The 15,419-nt window shown below is 68.0% G+C and carries 15 protein-coding genes; 3 read left to right on the forward strand and 12 right to left on the reverse strand.

Annotated features, from left to right (window positions below; all coding sequences use genetic code 11):
- Positions 1-12: 12 nt before the first annotated feature.
- The 10 genes from NM203_RS27860 to eltD form a co-directional block, all read right to left on the reverse strand.
- Positions 13-363 carry a hypothetical protein gene (locus NM203_RS27860; RefSeq protein ID WP_255063851.1) on the reverse strand — a complete coding sequence of 117 codons (351 nt, stop codon included), beginning with the start codon at positions 361-363 and terminating at the stop codon, positions 13-15.
- Positions 364-380: 17 nt separating this feature from the next.
- Entirely contained in the window at positions 381-1,268 is an 888-nt protein-coding gene (locus tag NM203_RS27865; RefSeq protein ID WP_255063852.1) for an EamA family transporter, read from the reverse strand.
- Positions 1,269-1,344: 76 nt separating this feature from the next.
- Entirely contained in the window at positions 1,345-1,815 is a 471-nt protein-coding gene (locus NM203_RS27870; protein ID WP_308212858.1) for a ribose-5-phosphate isomerase, read from the reverse strand.
- Positions 1,812-3,557 (reverse strand): D-erythrulose 4-kinase, encoded by a 1,746-nt coding sequence (derK, locus tag NM203_RS27875; RefSeq protein ID WP_255063853.1) that lies wholly within the window; start codon positions 3,555-3,557, stop codon positions 1,812-1,814. The genes NM203_RS27870 and derK overlap by 4 nt, the downstream gene beginning before the upstream one ends.
- A complete protein-coding gene (locus tag NM203_RS27880; RefSeq protein WP_255063854.1) occupies positions 3,554-4,678 on the reverse strand; it encodes an ABC transporter ATP-binding protein in 1,125 nt (374 codons plus the stop codon). The genes derK and NM203_RS27880 overlap by 4 nt, the downstream gene beginning before the upstream one ends.
- Entirely contained in the window at positions 4,675-5,778 is a 1,104-nt protein-coding gene (locus NM203_RS27885; RefSeq protein WP_255063855.1) for an ABC transporter ATP-binding protein, read from the reverse strand. Before NM203_RS27885 ends, NM203_RS27880 begins: the two co-directional genes overlap by 4 nt.
- The gene (locus NM203_RS27890) at positions 5,778-6,656 is read right to left on the reverse strand and encodes a carbohydrate ABC transporter permease (RefSeq protein WP_255063856.1); all 879 of its coding nucleotides are present in this window, start codon (positions 6,654-6,656) and stop codon (positions 5,778-5,780) included. The genes NM203_RS27885 and NM203_RS27890 overlap by 1 nt, the downstream gene beginning before the upstream one ends.
- Before the next feature lie 2 nt (positions 6,657-6,658).
- Positions 6,659-7,615 (reverse strand): carbohydrate ABC transporter permease, encoded by a 957-nt coding sequence (locus tag NM203_RS27895; RefSeq protein ID WP_255063857.1) that lies wholly within the window; start codon positions 7,613-7,615, stop codon positions 6,659-6,661.
- Between the two features lie 14 nt (positions 7,616-7,629).
- Positions 7,630-9,054, reverse strand: a complete 1,425-nt coding sequence (locus NM203_RS27900; protein WP_255063858.1) for an extracellular solute-binding protein — start codon at positions 9,052-9,054, stop codon at positions 7,630-7,632.
- Between the two features lie 15 nt (positions 9,055-9,069).
- Complete coding sequence (gene eltD, locus NM203_RS27905; protein WP_255063859.1) at positions 9,070-10,158, reverse strand: erythritol/L-threitol dehyrogenase; 1,089 nt, start codon at positions 10,156-10,158, stop codon at positions 9,070-9,072.
- Positions 10,159-10,287: 129 nt separating this feature from the next.
- On the opposite strand from eltD, the gene NM203_RS27910 reads away from it, so the two are divergent.
- A complete protein-coding gene (locus NM203_RS27910; RefSeq protein ID WP_255063860.1) occupies positions 10,288-11,286 on the forward strand; it encodes a sugar-binding transcriptional regulator in 999 nt (332 codons plus the stop codon).
- A gap of 25 nt (positions 11,287-11,311) precedes the next feature.
- The gene (locus NM203_RS27915; RefSeq protein WP_255064037.1) at positions 11,312-12,094 is read left to right on the forward strand and encodes an SDR family NAD(P)-dependent oxidoreductase; all 783 of its coding nucleotides are present in this window, start codon (positions 11,312-11,314) and stop codon (positions 12,092-12,094) included.
- 4 nt (positions 12,095-12,098) lie between these two features.
- On the opposite strand, the gene NM203_RS27920 is transcribed toward NM203_RS27915, so the two are convergent.
- Positions 12,099-13,580, reverse strand: coding sequence for an FGGY-family carbohydrate kinase (locus NM203_RS27920; protein WP_255063861.1), 1,482 nt, complete (start codon positions 13,578-13,580; stop codon positions 12,099-12,101).
- A gap of 10 nt (positions 13,581-13,590) precedes the next feature.
- Positions 13,591-14,427, reverse strand: coding sequence for an acyl-CoA thioesterase domain-containing protein (locus NM203_RS27925; RefSeq protein WP_255063862.1), 837 nt, complete (start codon positions 14,425-14,427; stop codon positions 13,591-13,593).
- A 67-nt stretch (positions 14,428-14,494) separates the two neighbouring features.
- Here NM203_RS27925 and NM203_RS27930 point away from each other — a divergent pair, with 67 nt between their 5' ends.
- The gene (locus tag NM203_RS27930; RefSeq protein ID WP_255063863.1) at positions 14,495-15,412 is read left to right on the forward strand and encodes a LysR family transcriptional regulator; all 918 of its coding nucleotides are present in this window, start codon (positions 14,495-14,497) and stop codon (positions 15,410-15,412) included.
- The last annotated feature ends 7 nt before the right edge of the window (positions 15,413-15,419 follow it).

The raw sequence follows: 15,419 nt of genomic DNA on the forward strand, positions 1-15,419 counted from the left end.
CCCCGGCGACCATCAGCTCAGGGTCGCCCTCACCGAGACGCCTCCCCCGGCGTCTCGGGTGGCGACGGCGTGCGCGGCGCGGTCGGCCCCGTCGAGCCCGACGAACACCAGCGGCGCCCCGTCACCGAGGAAGTTGCGCCACCAGTTCTTCCTGTCCGGCATCCCCACCCTGACGACGATGACGTCGCCCGAGCGCCGGTACCCCACCGGCAGCTCGAACGTCTTGCCCGACTTGCGTCCCTCGTAGCGGATGACGACCAAGCTGCGCCGAACCAGGCCGCCCAGGAGCGGCGCGTCCATCAGTGCGACGAACACCCGATTGACGACGCGTACGACCGGTGAATCGGAGAATGCCTTAGCCATTCGACCGAGCGTATCCCTCAGGTGACGGCTCCGGCGGGAACGGGTGGCGACGTGCGGGCGCCGGTGCGGGCCGCCCCGATGCCCGCCGCGACGACGAGCGCGATGCCGACGAGCGCGGGAGCACCGGGCACCTGGTGCAGCACGACGAACCCGACGAGCATCGCGAAGGCCGGCTCGAGCGCCATCAACGTGCCGAAGGCCGCGGTGGTGAGCCTGCGCAGGGCGAGCATCTCGAGGGTGAACGGGATGACGGGCAGCAGCAACGCGAGTCCGATGCCGATCAACAGGATCTCCGGAGTGACCCTCGGCAACACCGCCGGGCCGACGACCAGCGTTGAGAAGACCGCTGCGGTGCCCATCGACACCGCGAGACCGTTGATGCCCTCGACCGAATCCCCGACCCGTTGAGTCAGCAGGATGTATGCGCCCCAGCAGCAGGCGGCGGCCAGCGCGAAACCGATGCCGACGACGTCGACGGTGCCCGCCCACGGCTCAGTCAGCAGCAGCACGCCCACTCCCGCGACGCCCGGCCAGACGAACCGGTGGCGACCACGCCCGAGGAGCACGGCAACGCCGAGCGGGCCGAGGAACTCGATCGCGCTCGCCGTGCCCAGCGGGATGCGCGCGATCGACGCCATGAACAGCAGCGTGACGCCCGCCGTGACGACACCGAGCAGCATGCTGGTCAGGAACGTCGACCGGGTGAACGCCGACGGCCGCGGCCGCACGATGATCACCAGCAGCACGCCCGCCCAGGCCAGGCGCAGCCACGCCGCGCCTTCGACACCGATGTACTCGACGAGGCCCAGCGACAACGCCAGCCCGACCTGGACGCTGAGCATCGACCCGGTCGCCATCAGGGCACCGGCCCGTGCGCCGGTGAGCCCTGCCCGGTTCGTTGTCATGCACCGATTGAACGGCAGCGGAACCGTTCGCGTCCACGTGATTTATGTGGACATACCATTCAGGAAACGTGGACGGTTACGGAGCAACCGACTCGTAGCCGCAGATCGCCTCGACCTTGTCGGCGGACGCACTGCTCGGGTCGAACTCGTAGCCGAGCCACTCCTTGGCGAGGCGGCGCGCCAACTCGAGGCCGATCACGCGCTGCCCGAAGCACAGCACCTGTGCGTTGTTCGACAGCACCGACCGCTCGACCGAGAAGCCGTCATGCGCGGTGACGGCCCGGATTCCAGGCACCTTGTTCGCACTGATCGCGACGCCGAGTCCGGTACCGCACACCAGAAGCGCGCGGTCGGCCTTGCCCTCTGCGACGAGCCGTGCCGCGGCCACCGCGACGTGCGGGTACGCGGTGTGCTCGTCCGAGCCCACCCCGACGTCGGTCACCTCCGACACCCTGGGATCGGCCAGCAGGTCGCCTTTCAGCGCCTCCTTGTACTCGAGACCGGCATCGTCGCAACCGACGACGATGCGCAACGTTCGTTCACTCACTTCTGATCTCCCTTGGCGCTCAGCGCGAAACTCTCGGCAATGGTGTGCGCGCACATCGCCAGCGATGTGGCGCCGGCGTCGGGGGTTCCGACACTGCGTTCGGCGAGTGGTCTGGCCCGGCCCACCTTGGGCCGCATGTCCGCGGTCGCCTTCGCCGCGTCCGTGGCGACGTCCGCCGCGGCCGCCCACGCGCTCTGCCACGCCTCGCCGTCGGCAACCCGGCGCTCCAGGTCCTCGACAAACGGCAGTAGCGCGTCGAGCATCGTCTTGTCGCCCGGCGCCGCACCGCCCAGTGTGATCAGCGCGTCGTAGCCGTCACGGACCCCCGCGGCGACCGTCACACCGTCGGGCTTACCCGTGTCGCCGAGCCGGGCACCGATCGCGGAAAGCATTGCACCCCAGAGCACTCCGGAGGTTCCGCCGGCCTTCGCCGCCCACTCCTTTCCAGCGGCAGCCAGCACCGAGCCCTGACCCGCGCCCGCCTCGGCGGCCGCCGAGGCCGCGACGCGCGCCGCCGACGAACCCTTCACCATGCCGCGGCCGTGGTCGCCGTCGCCTGCCACCGCGTCGATTCGGCCCAGTTCGTCTTCGGCCTCGGCGAGCATCGCCGCCAGGGCCTCGATCGCCCGTGCCACTCGCTGGCCGCCCGCGCGACCGTCCTCGTCGGATAGTGCGGCGAGATCCACTGTGGGAGCGGCGGCCTCAGCCGCGGCGTCGGTGCGCACCGCCCCCCGGTCGTCCGCTGCAGCCGTGCCCTTCTTGTAGGCGGGGGTGTCCGCCGGGGCGGTCCAGTACTTCTCGAGTTCCTCGTCGAGCCACATCACGGTCAACGAGCAGCCGGCCATGTCGAGGCTGGTCACCAACTCGCCCACCTCGGGTTCGACGAGTTCGAAACCGCGGTCGCGCAGCAGTTTCGCCACCGTGCCCCACACGACGAACAACTCCTCGTACTTGGTTCGGCCCAGACCGTTGAGGATCACGGCGATGCGCTGTGAATCCGAGCCCGAGTAGTCACCGAGGACCCCGTCGACGAGGGTGTGGGCCAGCTGCTCGGCGGTCGGCAGGTCCTCGTCGGACACCCCCGGCTCGCCGTGAATGCCGAGGCCGAGTCCCATCTTCCCGTCGGGCACGGTGAACAGCGGATGGTCGGCACCGGGCAGCGTGCACCCGTCGAACGCCACTCCGAGCGTCCGCGTCGCGGCGTTCGAGGCCTGCGCCACCCGCACGACGCCCGCCAGATCCAGGCCGTCCTCGGCGGCGGCGCTGGCGCACTTGAAGACGGTGAAATCCCCTGCGATGCCGCGACGTTTCGCCTCGTCACCCTTGGGCGCACTGGCGACGTCGTCGGTCACCGCGAAGTACTCGGCCTCGATCCCCTCGCTGCGCAGTTGCGTGACGGCGAGGTTGAAGTTCATCACGTCGCCGGCGTAGTTGCCGGTGGTCAGCAGCACGCCCGCGTCACCGTGTGCGGCGCGCGCGACCGACGCGGCCTCCTCCGCGGACGGAGACGTGAAGATGTTGCCCACCACCGCCCCGTCGGCGAATCCGACGCCGACGGTGCCGCAGAACGCCGGGTAGTGACCCGACCCGCCCCCGATGACGACGGCCACCTTGCCGGGTCTCGTCCTGTGCGCCCTGACGACGCCGCCGGGCACCCCGGCGACGTATCGGGCGTTCGCGTCGAGGAACCCGACGAGCATGTCCTCGGTGAACCGCGCCGGGTCGTTGAACAGCTTCGTCATCGCAACCTCTCACCGGTGTCCACGTCGAACAGGTATACCCGCTCGGGCGGCGCCGTGACCACTGCCTTCTGCTCCGGTTCGTAGCTCTCGGTCGCCGGCGTCTGGACGATGACGCCCTCCTCCATGCCCGCGACGGTGCTGGTGGCCAGACCGAACTCGAGCAGGTGCTCGAAATATGCCACGGTGACCGAGATTCCGGTGCTTGCAGGGTCACCGAGCGCACAGTCCTGCGGCCGGACTCCGACGGTCACCGTGGTCCCGTCCGGCACCGACGTCGCGGTCGTCTCGAGGTATCCCTGTCCCGATCCGATCTCGACGCGGGTCTTTCCGTCCGCGACCTTCGCAACGCCGCGGATCACGTTGATCTGCGGCTCGCCGACGAACTGCGCCACGAACAGGTTCGCAGGATCGTCGAACACCTCGTCGGGTGTTCCGAACTGCTGCACCACCCCCGCGTCCATCACCGCGAGGCGGTCGGCCAGTGACAGCGCCTCGACCTGATCGTGGGTGACGACGATCGTCGTGTAGCCGAATTCCCGCTGCAGCACCTTGAGTTCGCGTCGCACCCGCTGGCGCGCCGAGGCGTCGAGGTGGCTGAGCGGCTCGTCGAGCAACAGCACCGGCGGGTTGCGCACCAGCGCACGGGCCAATGCCACGCGCTGCTTCTGGCCGCTCGACAGGCCGGCCGGGCGCAGCTCGAGCAGATCGTCCATCTCGAGGCGCCTGCTGATCGCCGACACCATCTCGTCGGCGCCCTTGACCTTGCGCGCCTTCAACCCGTACGCCAGGTTCTCGCGCACGGACAGCGGCGGGTACAGCGCGTAGCTCTCGAACCCGACGCCGATGCCGCGCTTGGATGCGGGCAGTTGCGACACCTCGCGATCGCCGATCCTGATCGACCCGCTGGTGACGGTCTCGAGGCCCGCGATCATGCGCAGCGTGGTGGTCTTGCCGCAGCCCGACGGACCGAGCAGAGCGATGAGCTCACCGGGCGCGATGTCGAGGTTGATCCCCTTGACGGCCTGAAAGCTCTCCCGGCCCCGCGCCGTGTAGGTCTTCACCAGTTCACTGAGCGTGAGGCTCTGCGCCGTCGCGGTTTTCGGCTCCAGCGTCGCGGTCATCGGGCTGCCTCCAGATCTCGTTGCTGTGCGAGTCTCGGGGTGTCCCCCTCGCCCGCGGCGAACACGTGAACGTCGGCATCCGCGACGGTCATCGCGACTGCCGCACCCTCGTCGACTCCCTCCCGGCCGGATGCCAGGACGATGAACTGCTCGTCACCGATCCCGACGGTCAGTTCGACGTTGCGGCCCAACCGCTCGGCCAGCTGCACCGTTCCGCGCAGCGGGCCCGCCGGATCCACGTGAAGATCGCACGGCCGCAGCCCGACGCGGACCCGGTCGCCGGTGGCGACCTCGACACCGGCCGGCACCGGGACGTCGAACGAGCCGTCTCCCAACGTGATCCGCCCACCGTCGACGACTCCGTCGAGGATGTTGATCTCCGGCTGTCCCAGCGCCTTCGCGACGAACGTGTCGGCGGGCGTGCGCCAGATCTCGTCGGGTGTGCCGATCTGCACGAGGGCACCTTCGCGCATGACCGCGATGCGATCACCGAGCGCGAGCGCCTCCTGATAGTCGTGCGTGACGTAGATCGTCGTGGTGTTCGACATCGACCCGAGTTGCTTGAGCTCCGCACGCATCGCCGCGCGCAGCTTCGCGTCGAGGTGGCTCAGCGGCTCGTCGAGCAGGTAGATGTCGGCGGGCCGAACGAGCACGCGGCCGAGGGCCACGCGTTGCCGCTGACCGTTGGACAGCTCGCGGGGAAAGCGCTTGAGCAGGTGGTTGATTCCCAGCGTCGTGGTCACCTGCTTGATGCGTTCGGTCTGCTGCTCCTCGGTGTACTTGCCGGTGCGCCCCGATTTGAGCGGCGACGCGAGGTTCTCGCTGACCGTCTTCTGCGGGTAGAGCGCGTAGCTCTCGAACGCCATCGCGACGTTGCGGTGGTATGGCTCCACCGCGGTGACGTCGGTGCCGCCGATCGTCACGGAGCCGCCGTCGATGTCGACGAGGCCGGCGACCGCCTTGAGCGTCGTCGTCTTGCCCGCGCCGCTCGGCCCGAGGATGACGAAGAACTCTCCGTCGGCGATGTCGACCGACAGGTCGCGCACCGCCTGAATCTTGCCGTAGGACTTTGAAACTCCCGTGAGTCCGACTGTAGCCATCAGGCCTTCACCGCCCCGAACGACAGGCCACGCACCAGGTATCGCTGGATCGTGAGCGCGAGTATGAGTGGCGGCAGGGCCGCGATGAGCGCCGCCGCCGCCGTGAGGTTGTAGTACGCCTGGCCGCCGCCGCCGAGGAACTTCGTGATCGCGACGGTGACCGTGCCCGCGTTGCTGTCCGCGAGGATCAGCGGAAACACGTAGTTGTTCCAGGCGAAGATGAAGGCCAGCAGCGCCGCAGCCGCGATGCCCGGTCGCACGATCGGGAGCGCCACCATGAGGAAGGCGCGCTTGCGCGTGTACCCGTCGAGCAGAGCCGCCTGCTCGAGGTCCTCCGGCAGATCCTCGAAGTACGACCGCAGGATCCACACCACCAGCGGCATGGTGACCAACTGCAGGACCCAGATCATGCCGACCTTGGTGTCGAACAGTCCGATCTGGTTGTAGATGACGAACAGCGGCACGATGACCATCAGTTCGGGGGCGAACCGGAACGACAGCATCTGGAACATCAGGTCATTGCTGCCCTTGTACTTCCAGCGGCCCGCCGCATAGGCGGCGGGGATGCCGATGACCAGGGACACGATCACTGCGCCGCCGCAGTTGAGCAGGCTGGTGAGCATCGCCGACTTGAAGTCGACGCTGGTCATCTGGGTGCCCTTGTCTGACAGCACCGTTGCGAAGTTCGACCAGCTCGGGCTGAACGAGAAGTACGTGGTGGTCTGTTCCTCGGCGTTCTTCAGGGCCAGCATCAGCATCCAGAAGATCGGGAACAGCGAGAAGATGAACCAGATCACGATGCCGACGTCGGCGGTGACCGATCCGATCGACAGGCGCTTCTGGCCGGGCAGGAGTTCGTCTCTGGTGAACAGTGCCATGTCTAGGACTCCGCTCCGGCAGCACGGCGCTGCGCCTTTCCGAGCACGCTGACGAGATAGCGCGCGGTGATGAACACGATGATCCAGAGCAGCAGCATGTAGGTACTGCCGCGGGAGTAGTCGAGGTTGATGATCGAGTCCTCGAACGCACCGATCTGCAGGGTCCTCGTCGCGACGCCCGGGCCACCCGCCGTCAGCACGTAGATGTGATCGAAGACCTTGAGGTTGTCCATGAACCGGAAGATGACCGCCACCAGGATGTACGGCCACAGCATTGGCAGCATCAGCTTGCGGAACATGTACATTCCGGAGGCGCCGTCCACTTGAGACGCCTCGAAGGGCTCCTTGGGCAGCGAGCGGATCCCCGCCAGCACCAGGATCGCCACGAACGGTGTGAAGATCCAGACGTCCACCAGGATCACCGAGAACAGGGCGTTGCCCGCCGACAGCCAGTCGAACGTGTTCCCCAGCCCCAGAACGTGATTGAGGATGCCGAACTGCGGGTTGAACATCAGCTTCCAGATGACGCCCGCGATCACCGGCGCGATCATCAGCGGCAGGATCAGCACCTTCTCGAAGAGCTTGCCGATGATCGACGACCGGTTCAGCAGCAGCGCGAGCCCGACGCCGAGCAACGTCTCGACGCCGGTGGCGGCCAGCGCGAAGATCAGGGTGACGGTGACGCTCTTCCAGAACACCTGGTCGCCGAGCACCGAGGTGAAGTTGTCGAACCACACGAAGTGCGGGTCCGGGTTGACCGCCGCGTAGTTGAGGAACGCGTAGTAGGCGCCCACCGCGAAGGGGTAGAGGATGCCGATGACGATCACCACGGCGGGGATCGACAGCAGGTAGGGCCGCAGCTTGCGCCGCCACGGCGGCACCTGCGGCAGGTTGCGACGGGACGCCGCCGACGGCTGCTCCGGCGACGTCGCCGGCGCTTTGGGAGTCTGAGTTGTCATGTGCGCCAGAGCTCCTAGAGGTTGACCTTGGACGTGTTGGTCTTCGCGAGGCTGCGCAGCCGGCTGGCCGCGTCCTCACCGCCGTAGATGTCCTGCAGCGCCACGGCCCAGTTCTGGGTCGTGTCGAAGAACTTCTTCTGCGGCGTGAACTGGATCTTCGACTCGCCGATGACGGTCTCGAACGTTTCCAGATAGCCGAACTGGTCGGCGGCGACGCGCTTGAACGTGGTGTCGAACACCGACTTCCGCACCGGGTCGGCGTAGGTGCCGCCCTCGACGGCCTTGTTCATCGAATCCTTTCCGGTGGCCCACTGCATGAACAGCCACGCGGGCAGCTTGTTGCGGGAGTTGGCGCTCATCGCCCAACTCCACGTCCACAGGTTGGTCTTGTAGTTGCCGTCGGGCCCCGCGGGTCCCGGGTACCAGGCGATGTTGCCCGCTTCCTTGCTGGCACCCGGCTTGTTCTTCGGGTACGTCGCACTGTCGGCGTCGAACACCATCATGGCCTTGCCGTCGCCGAGATCGCCTGTGGCGTTGGGGTAGTCGTAGGTGGTCCACGACGTCGGTCCGGCGTCGTGCTGCAGCTGGATCCACTTCTTCGTGAAGTCGATGGCCTCGTCGCTGTCCATTTCGGCGATCAGTTCGGACCCGTTGAACGTGTAGTCGACCGCGCCCTGGCGGGTGTACTGGGTCATGAAGCCGGGGTGGATCGTCGCCCACGACTTCGAGCCGCGGGTCGACAGACCGTACCGGTTCTCCGAGCGGTCGGTGAGGTCGACTGCGAGCTGGATGAAGTCGTCGAGGTTGTCGGGCAGCTTGGTGATGCCCTTCTCGTCGAAGATCCGCTTGTTGTAGGCCACGACGTTGTTCTCGAACCCCCACGGAATGGCCCACTGACCTCCTGTGCCAAGGGGGTTGCCGAGCGTGAAGTCCCATCGAGTCGAGGTGCGCAGGCCTTCGAAGATGTCGTCGAAGTCGTACTCCGCGCTGGTCGCCGACGTGTTCTGCAACCAGGGTCCCAGGTCCTCGATCCAGCCGGGCGGCCCGTACTGCCAGATGAAGTAGGCGCCCAGCATGAACGCGTCGTGCTTACCGGAACCGCCCGCCAACTCGGTGTTGAGCTTGGTGAAGTAATCCGCTTCGGGAACCAGGTCGACGTTGACGGTGATCCCGGTGAGCTCGGTGAACTCCTTGAGCAGCGGCTGATACGACAGCTGATAGGGGTGCGGCGTCTGCAGGATGTTGATGGTGGACCCCGCGGCCTTGCGCCAGTCGAAGCCGCCGGTGACCGCGTCGGCCCCGTTGGGCTGACTGGCCGTGCCACCGACGCCGCAGGCGCTCAGAATCGGCACGCTGGCCGCGGCTGCTCCGGCAAGGCCCATGGCGGCCAACATGTTCCGCCGGGAAAGCTGGCGCGGCGCTGCGACTCTTCGGTTCATGTGTGCGTCCTTCGCTCAGGCGGGGATCAGGGAGACTTTGACCGATTCCTTGCCGCTGGCGACGAGATCGAGTCCCTGCTGGAACTCCGTCAGCGGCAACTGATGGGTGCAGATGTCGTCCATGGGCAACACGCCGGACTCGATCATCTTGATGGCGGCGGGCCAGCAGTACGGGCCCAGATGCGCTCCGAGCACGTCCAGTTCCTTGTCGTCGCTGATGATGCTCCAATCGACGGTGACGTCGCTGCCGAAGACGCCGTACTCCACGTACCGGCCGAGCTTGCGCAGGAGGTTGAGCCCCTGCGGGACGGCGGCCGTGTGCCCGGTGCCCTCCAGGTAGACGTCGGCGCCGTACCCCTCGGTGAGGTCCTTGACGATCTTCTCCGCGTCCTGCTCGGCGATGTTGATCGTGAGGTCGGCGCCGCACCGCCCCGCGAGCTCGAGCTTCTCGGGCGCCATGTCCAGGGCGATGACGCGCATCGGGTTCTTGGACTTCGCCCCGGCGATCATGCCGAGACCGATGGGCCCGCATCCGGCGACGACGACGGTGTCCTCGAAGGTGATCTGGGCGCGCTCGACGGCGTGCAGCGAGCACGACAGCGGTTCGGCGAACGCGGCGTGCTGCGGCGCGATGTCGCCGGACACCTTGTGCACCAGCGCTTCCACCGGATAGACCATGTAGCTCGCCATGGCTCCGGGGGTGCGGCGCTTGAAGCCGTACAGATCGTGCGGCTGGCACATGTGGTACTGGCCGCGCTTGCAGAACCGGCACTCCCAACAGGGCACGATCTGTTCCGAGACGACGCGATCACCGAGCGCGATCCCCCAGCGCTTCGCGGCCTCGTCGTCGAGTTCCACGACGCGCCCGGCGAATTCGTGACCGGGGATCACCATGGTCTCGGCCCACGCGGGCCGGTTCTCGTCGCCCCAGAACTTCGCGGCACCGTGGTAGCACTTCAGGTCGCTCGCGCAGATGCCGACGGCCTCGACCTTGATCAGCGCTTCGCCCGGTTTGCGCTGCGGGACCGCGACCTCTTCGAGCCGGTAGTCGTTGGGGCCGTGACAGACGACTGCCTGCATCTTCTCGGGGATCCGGTCACTCATCTCAGAACTCTCCATTGCACTGTCCGCATGTGTGGTCGCGCTCACACTATCGACGGGCTGCACATTTGTCCAGAACCGATGTTCAGCAAAATTCTTTCCAGAACAGATGCTCAGTGACATACTTCGGCTATGCCTGCCGACGCCCACTCCGTCGACGGTGAAAGCAGCCACTTCCCGCCATCGCTCCTGTATGCAGCGGCCCGGCTGTACTACGAGGACGACGCGACGCAGGCCGAGGTCGCCGAGAAACTGGGCACCAGCAGGGCCACGGTCAGCCGCCTTCTCGCGGAGGCCAAGCGGCAGGGCATCGTCCGCATCGAGGTCGTCCCGCCCGCAGAGGCGAGGTCGGGCGACCTGGCCGACCGACTGGCCCGCGTGCTCGGACTCGAGTCGGTGCACCTGTCGGCGGCGCTGCCCGCACCGGGACCCGGCCGCAGCATCGTCGACGTCATGGGACGCGCGCTCGCACCCGCCGTGGGCCGTGCGCTCGCCGAGGCCGGCCTGCTGCCGGGCGACGTGCTACTGGTGTCCTCGGGCCGCACGGTCTACGAGGTGGCCCAGCACGATCTCACGCCGCTGCCCGGCGTCATCGTCGCCCCCACCGTCGGCGGAAACGACCAGCCCGAAGAGTGGTATCAGACCAACGAGATCACCAGGCTCGTCGCGAATCGTATTGGCGGACGGGCGAATTACCTGTTCGCACCGGCACTGCCGGGGCCCGAGCTCTACCAGTCGCTGCTCAACGATCCGAGCATTCAGCGGGTGCTGCACCACTGGCCCGCGGCGAGGTGCGCGCTGATGGGGGTCGGCGCTCCCCCGCTGTCACGTTCGGACATCCCGCAGTTCGTCCCGACCGGGTCGACCTCGCTGCGCGCCGCCGTCGGCGACGTGTGCTCGCGGTTCTACGACCGGGCGGGCGACCAGGTCGAGTTCGAGGGCAGCGAACGCCTGATCGCACTGGAACTCGAGGCGCTGCGGCACATTCCGGTGACGATCGCGGTAGCCGTCGGCAGGGACAAGGTCGACTCCATCACCGCGGGCGCCCGCGGTGGCTACTTCAAGCAGCTCGTCACCGACGCGGCCACCGGCCAGGCGCTGATCGATGCCGTCGCAGGCGAATCCGATTGACAACGAAGGGATCTCCGTGACCACGATGGCAGAGCCCCGGTACGCCGGGGTGCTCCGACTGGACGGCAAGCGCACACTGGTCACCGGAGCCACGAAGGGAATCGGGGCCGACATCGCTCGGGCGTTCGCATCGGCGGGCGCCAAGCTGGTGCTCAGCGGCCGCGACGAGGCCGAACTCGAGACCGCCCGACGTTCGCTCACGGCCGACTACGGGGCCGAGGTTGCCACCGTGGCCGTGGATCTCGCGCGCAGCGACGGACCCGACCGACTGGCCGGGCAGGCCGGCGACGCATTCGGCGGACTGGACGTGCTGGTCAACAACGCGGGCATCTCGCACACGCAGCCGGTGGTCGACACCGACCACACCCGGTTCGACGAGACGATCGCGGTCAACCTGCGGGCCCCCGCATTACTGGCCGCGGCGGTCGGACGGGCGATGGTGGCGGACGGCGTCGGCGGGTCGATCATCAACGTCGCCTCGGCGGCGGCGCTCGCCCCGTTGGCGGAGCACTACGCCTACTGCGCGTCGAAGGCCGCGCTGGTGATGGCGACGAAGGTGCTCGCGCTCGAACTAGGGCCGCACGGCATCCGAGCCAACTCGGTGTGCCCCACCGTGGTTCTCACCGAGATGGGCCAGCGGGTGTGGGGCGAGGAGGAGAAGTCCGCTCCGATGCTCGCGCGGATTCCGCTGGGCCGCTTCGCCGTTCCGCACGAGGTGTCCGATGCGGTGGTGTGGCTGGCGTCGGACGCGTCCAGCATGGTCAACGGCGTCGAGATCCCCATCGACGGCGGCTACACGATGGGCTGATCGGTCAATCCGGGCCGCCACCAGCCAACCGGTGCACCTGTTCCACCGTGGCCGGATACAGCTCGCGCCAGGTGCCGTAGAGATCCTCGTAGCGGGCCCGGTTTGCGGGATCGGGAACGATCTCGCGTTCGATTCTCGCCCAATCGGTTTCGGGTGGCACCAGGCCGACACCTATCGCCGCCAGCAGGGCGTCGCCGTAACTCGCTCCGATCGCCTGCTCGGGCACCAGCTGCACGCGGCCGGTGATGTCGCTGACCGCCTGCGCCCAGACCGGGCTGCGCAGTCCGCCGCCGACGGCCACCGTGCGCTTGGCGGTGTGTGCGTCGTCGAAGCGCTCGAGGATCTGCCGGATTCCGAACGAGATCCCCTCATACGCGGCACGAAACAGGTGCCCGCGACCGTGCCGCAGCGACAGCCCCACCAGCACTCCCCTGGCCTGCGGATCGAATACGGGCGTGCGTTCGCCCTGAAGGTACGGCAGCATCAGCAGACCCTCGCAGCCGGGCGGAACGGCAGCCGCCTCCGCCATCAGCTCGTCGAAAGGCGCACCGCCGGTGACGTTCTGCAGCCAGCCGATCAGACTGCCCGCCGTCGACGTGCCCGCGGCCAGTGCAAGGCTGCCGCGCTCGACGCCCGCCGTGGTCCACAGCGTCGGGTCGGAGTGGTAGTCGTCGATGACCTGGACGAGGAACATCGTCGACCCGTACATCAACATCTGATCGCCGGGGTTGCGCACCCCCACTGAGAACGCCTCCGAATAGGCGTCGACCGTCCCCGCCACCACCGGCGTTCCCGCCGGTATCCCGGTCTCCCGCGCCGCCTGCGCGTGCACGGTACCGACGACCTCGCCGGGCCACACCAATCGCGGTAGCGGCAGATGCCGACAGATCCGGCGGGCCCACTCGTCGTTCCACTCGAAATCCCTGGTGGCGTACATCGGATCGCACTGGCTGGCGGTGTGGTGATCCATCACGTACTCGCCGGTGAGCTTGGCCGCGATGTAGGAGTTCGACCCGTACCACCCCGCGGCGCGTTCGAACACGTCCGGCTCCTGCCGGTACACCCACTCCAGCTTGGGGCCGACGGCCTGGCTGGACAGCAGTGTGCCGGCTCGATCGAGAATGGCCTGCTCGCCGAATTCGACAGTGAGCAAATCGATTTCGGCCGTCGCCCTGGTGTCCACGCCGTAGAGGATGGCCGGCCGCAACGGCCGCAGATCGGCGTCGCACAGCACCAGACACGGCCCGACGCCGCTCACGCACATCGCGTTGACGACGCCGCCCGAGGGCACCTGAGCCACCAGCCGGGTGCCGATCTCACAGATCTCGCGCCACCACAGCGCCTCAGCGTCGACCTCGGCCCACCCCGGCTTCGGCAGGTCCATGGTGTGCGCGACCGTCTCGCTGGCGAGCACCGTTCCAGCGGCGTCGACCAGGACGCCCTTCGTGCTCCCGGTTCCGATGTCGATGCCGAGCAGCAGATCCATGCAAGTGACCCTACGTGTCGAGAATCTTCTTCAACCCCGCACCGCGCTCGGGGAACGGATCGTTGGCGAAGTCGATCTGCGCAGCGGGGTTGCTCACCGCGGTGACGAGGCCGGAACCGAACGCTCCCGCGCTGTCGTACAGCGTGGCGGTGCCGACGCTGACTCCGTCGGCCACCATGTGCGAATCGGCTTCGACGCCCACCCAGTCGTCGACCGGCAAGCGGGACAGTGCCACGGTCAGATCTCCGTTGATGTACCCCACCCCCGCCGTGCCGAGGTTGGTCACCAGACTGGTGCCCTCGGCAGCCATCGCCGCGTTGACGAACCCCGAGTTCGGCTGGCCGACGACGACGGTCACGCCACGGGTCACGCTGCGCTTGCGCGCCGCGTTCTGGTGGTCGACGATCGCGCGCGACCACCCGACACCGTCGCTGCCCACGTAGATGTACTCGTCGCCGTCGAGCTCGTCCGGCAGCGAGAAGTCCCGCACGCCAAGCCATTCCTCCCCGCGTGGCGGCTGCCCCCGCCGATACTGCACCAGCGTCGCGCGGACCACCGGAACACCGTCCTGCAGGAGTTCGCATTCGCTGGTGCGCACCCGGCGGCCGTCGCGCACCAATCGCGTCGTCGCCGTGGTCGGCACCGCGCGCGCCGCTTTGAACAGATCGACGGTCAGGCGCGCGGGCTGGAAGCCGGCCACCCCGTACTCGCCCTCGAGAACACCGGCCGCCAGGCCGACGAGCGCCGGACCGTTCAGATGGTCCTCGCCCCAGTGACTCTGCGCTGTCGGGCCGGGCAGGTACTCGCCCGAGTCGCTGCGGGTGAAGTGTCCCAGCGGTGCGGTCATCGGCGAATAGTCGCATATGGCCGAAAATTAGCCGACATCACCTTCGGAGATCGCGGACAATCGGGCGGTGGACACCCGACGCCTCCAGTTGCTGCTCGCGCTCTCCCGGCTGGGGTCCATGCGAGCGGTCGCGGAGGCCTTCCACCTCACCACGTCGACAGTGTCGCAACAGCTCGCCGCCCTCGCCAAGGAGGCGGGTACGCAATTGATCGAGCCGGAGGGCCGGCGGGTTCGGCTCACACCGGCCGGCCGCCGACTAGCCGATCACGCTGTCACCATCCTCGCGGCGGTCGACGCCGCGCGCCTCGATCTCGATCCCGACGCCGAGCCGAGCGGGACGTTGCGCGTCGGCGGCTTCGCCACCGGAATACGTGTGTCACTGCTGCCGATCCTCGCCGACCTCGCCACTCGGCACCCGGCGGTCGACGTCATGATCAGCGAGTACGAGCCCATCGAGGCGTTCGAACTGCTGGCCGACGACGACCTCGACCTCGCGCTGACCTATGACTACAACCTGGCGCCCGCCGCCCCGGGGCCCGTCCTCGAGACGGTGCCGCTCTGGCAGATCCCCTGGGGCCTCGGCGTTCCCACGTCGTGCGCCGACGGACCGGCGCGCGTCGCCGACTACGCGCATGACACGTGGATCGTCAACTCGCGCAACACGGCGGACGAGGACGCCGTGCGCACGCTGGCCGCCCAAGCCGGCTTCATCCCGACCATCAAGCACGAGATCGACAGCCTCGACCTGGTCGAGGACCTCATCGCCGACGGGTACGGCGTCGGATTGCTCCCGATCGCGCGGCCGACCCGCGCGGGCGTCAAGGTGGTGCCGCTGAGTGGGCCCGAGGTGATCCTCACCGCCTACGCGGTGACTCGAGTCGGGCGCGCCACGTGGTCGCCGCTGCGCGTCGTCCTCGAACGGCTCAGCCCGGCGGGCGCGCTTCCTCTGGCGCGCTGGCCGCGACCGGACGTGGCCGCGACGTAGGTCGACC

It is taken from the genome of Mycolicibacterium arenosum (assembly GCF_024320865.1).
Classification (GTDB): domain Bacteria; phylum Actinomycetota; class Actinomycetes; order Mycobacteriales; family Mycobacteriaceae; genus Mycobacterium; species Mycobacterium arenosum.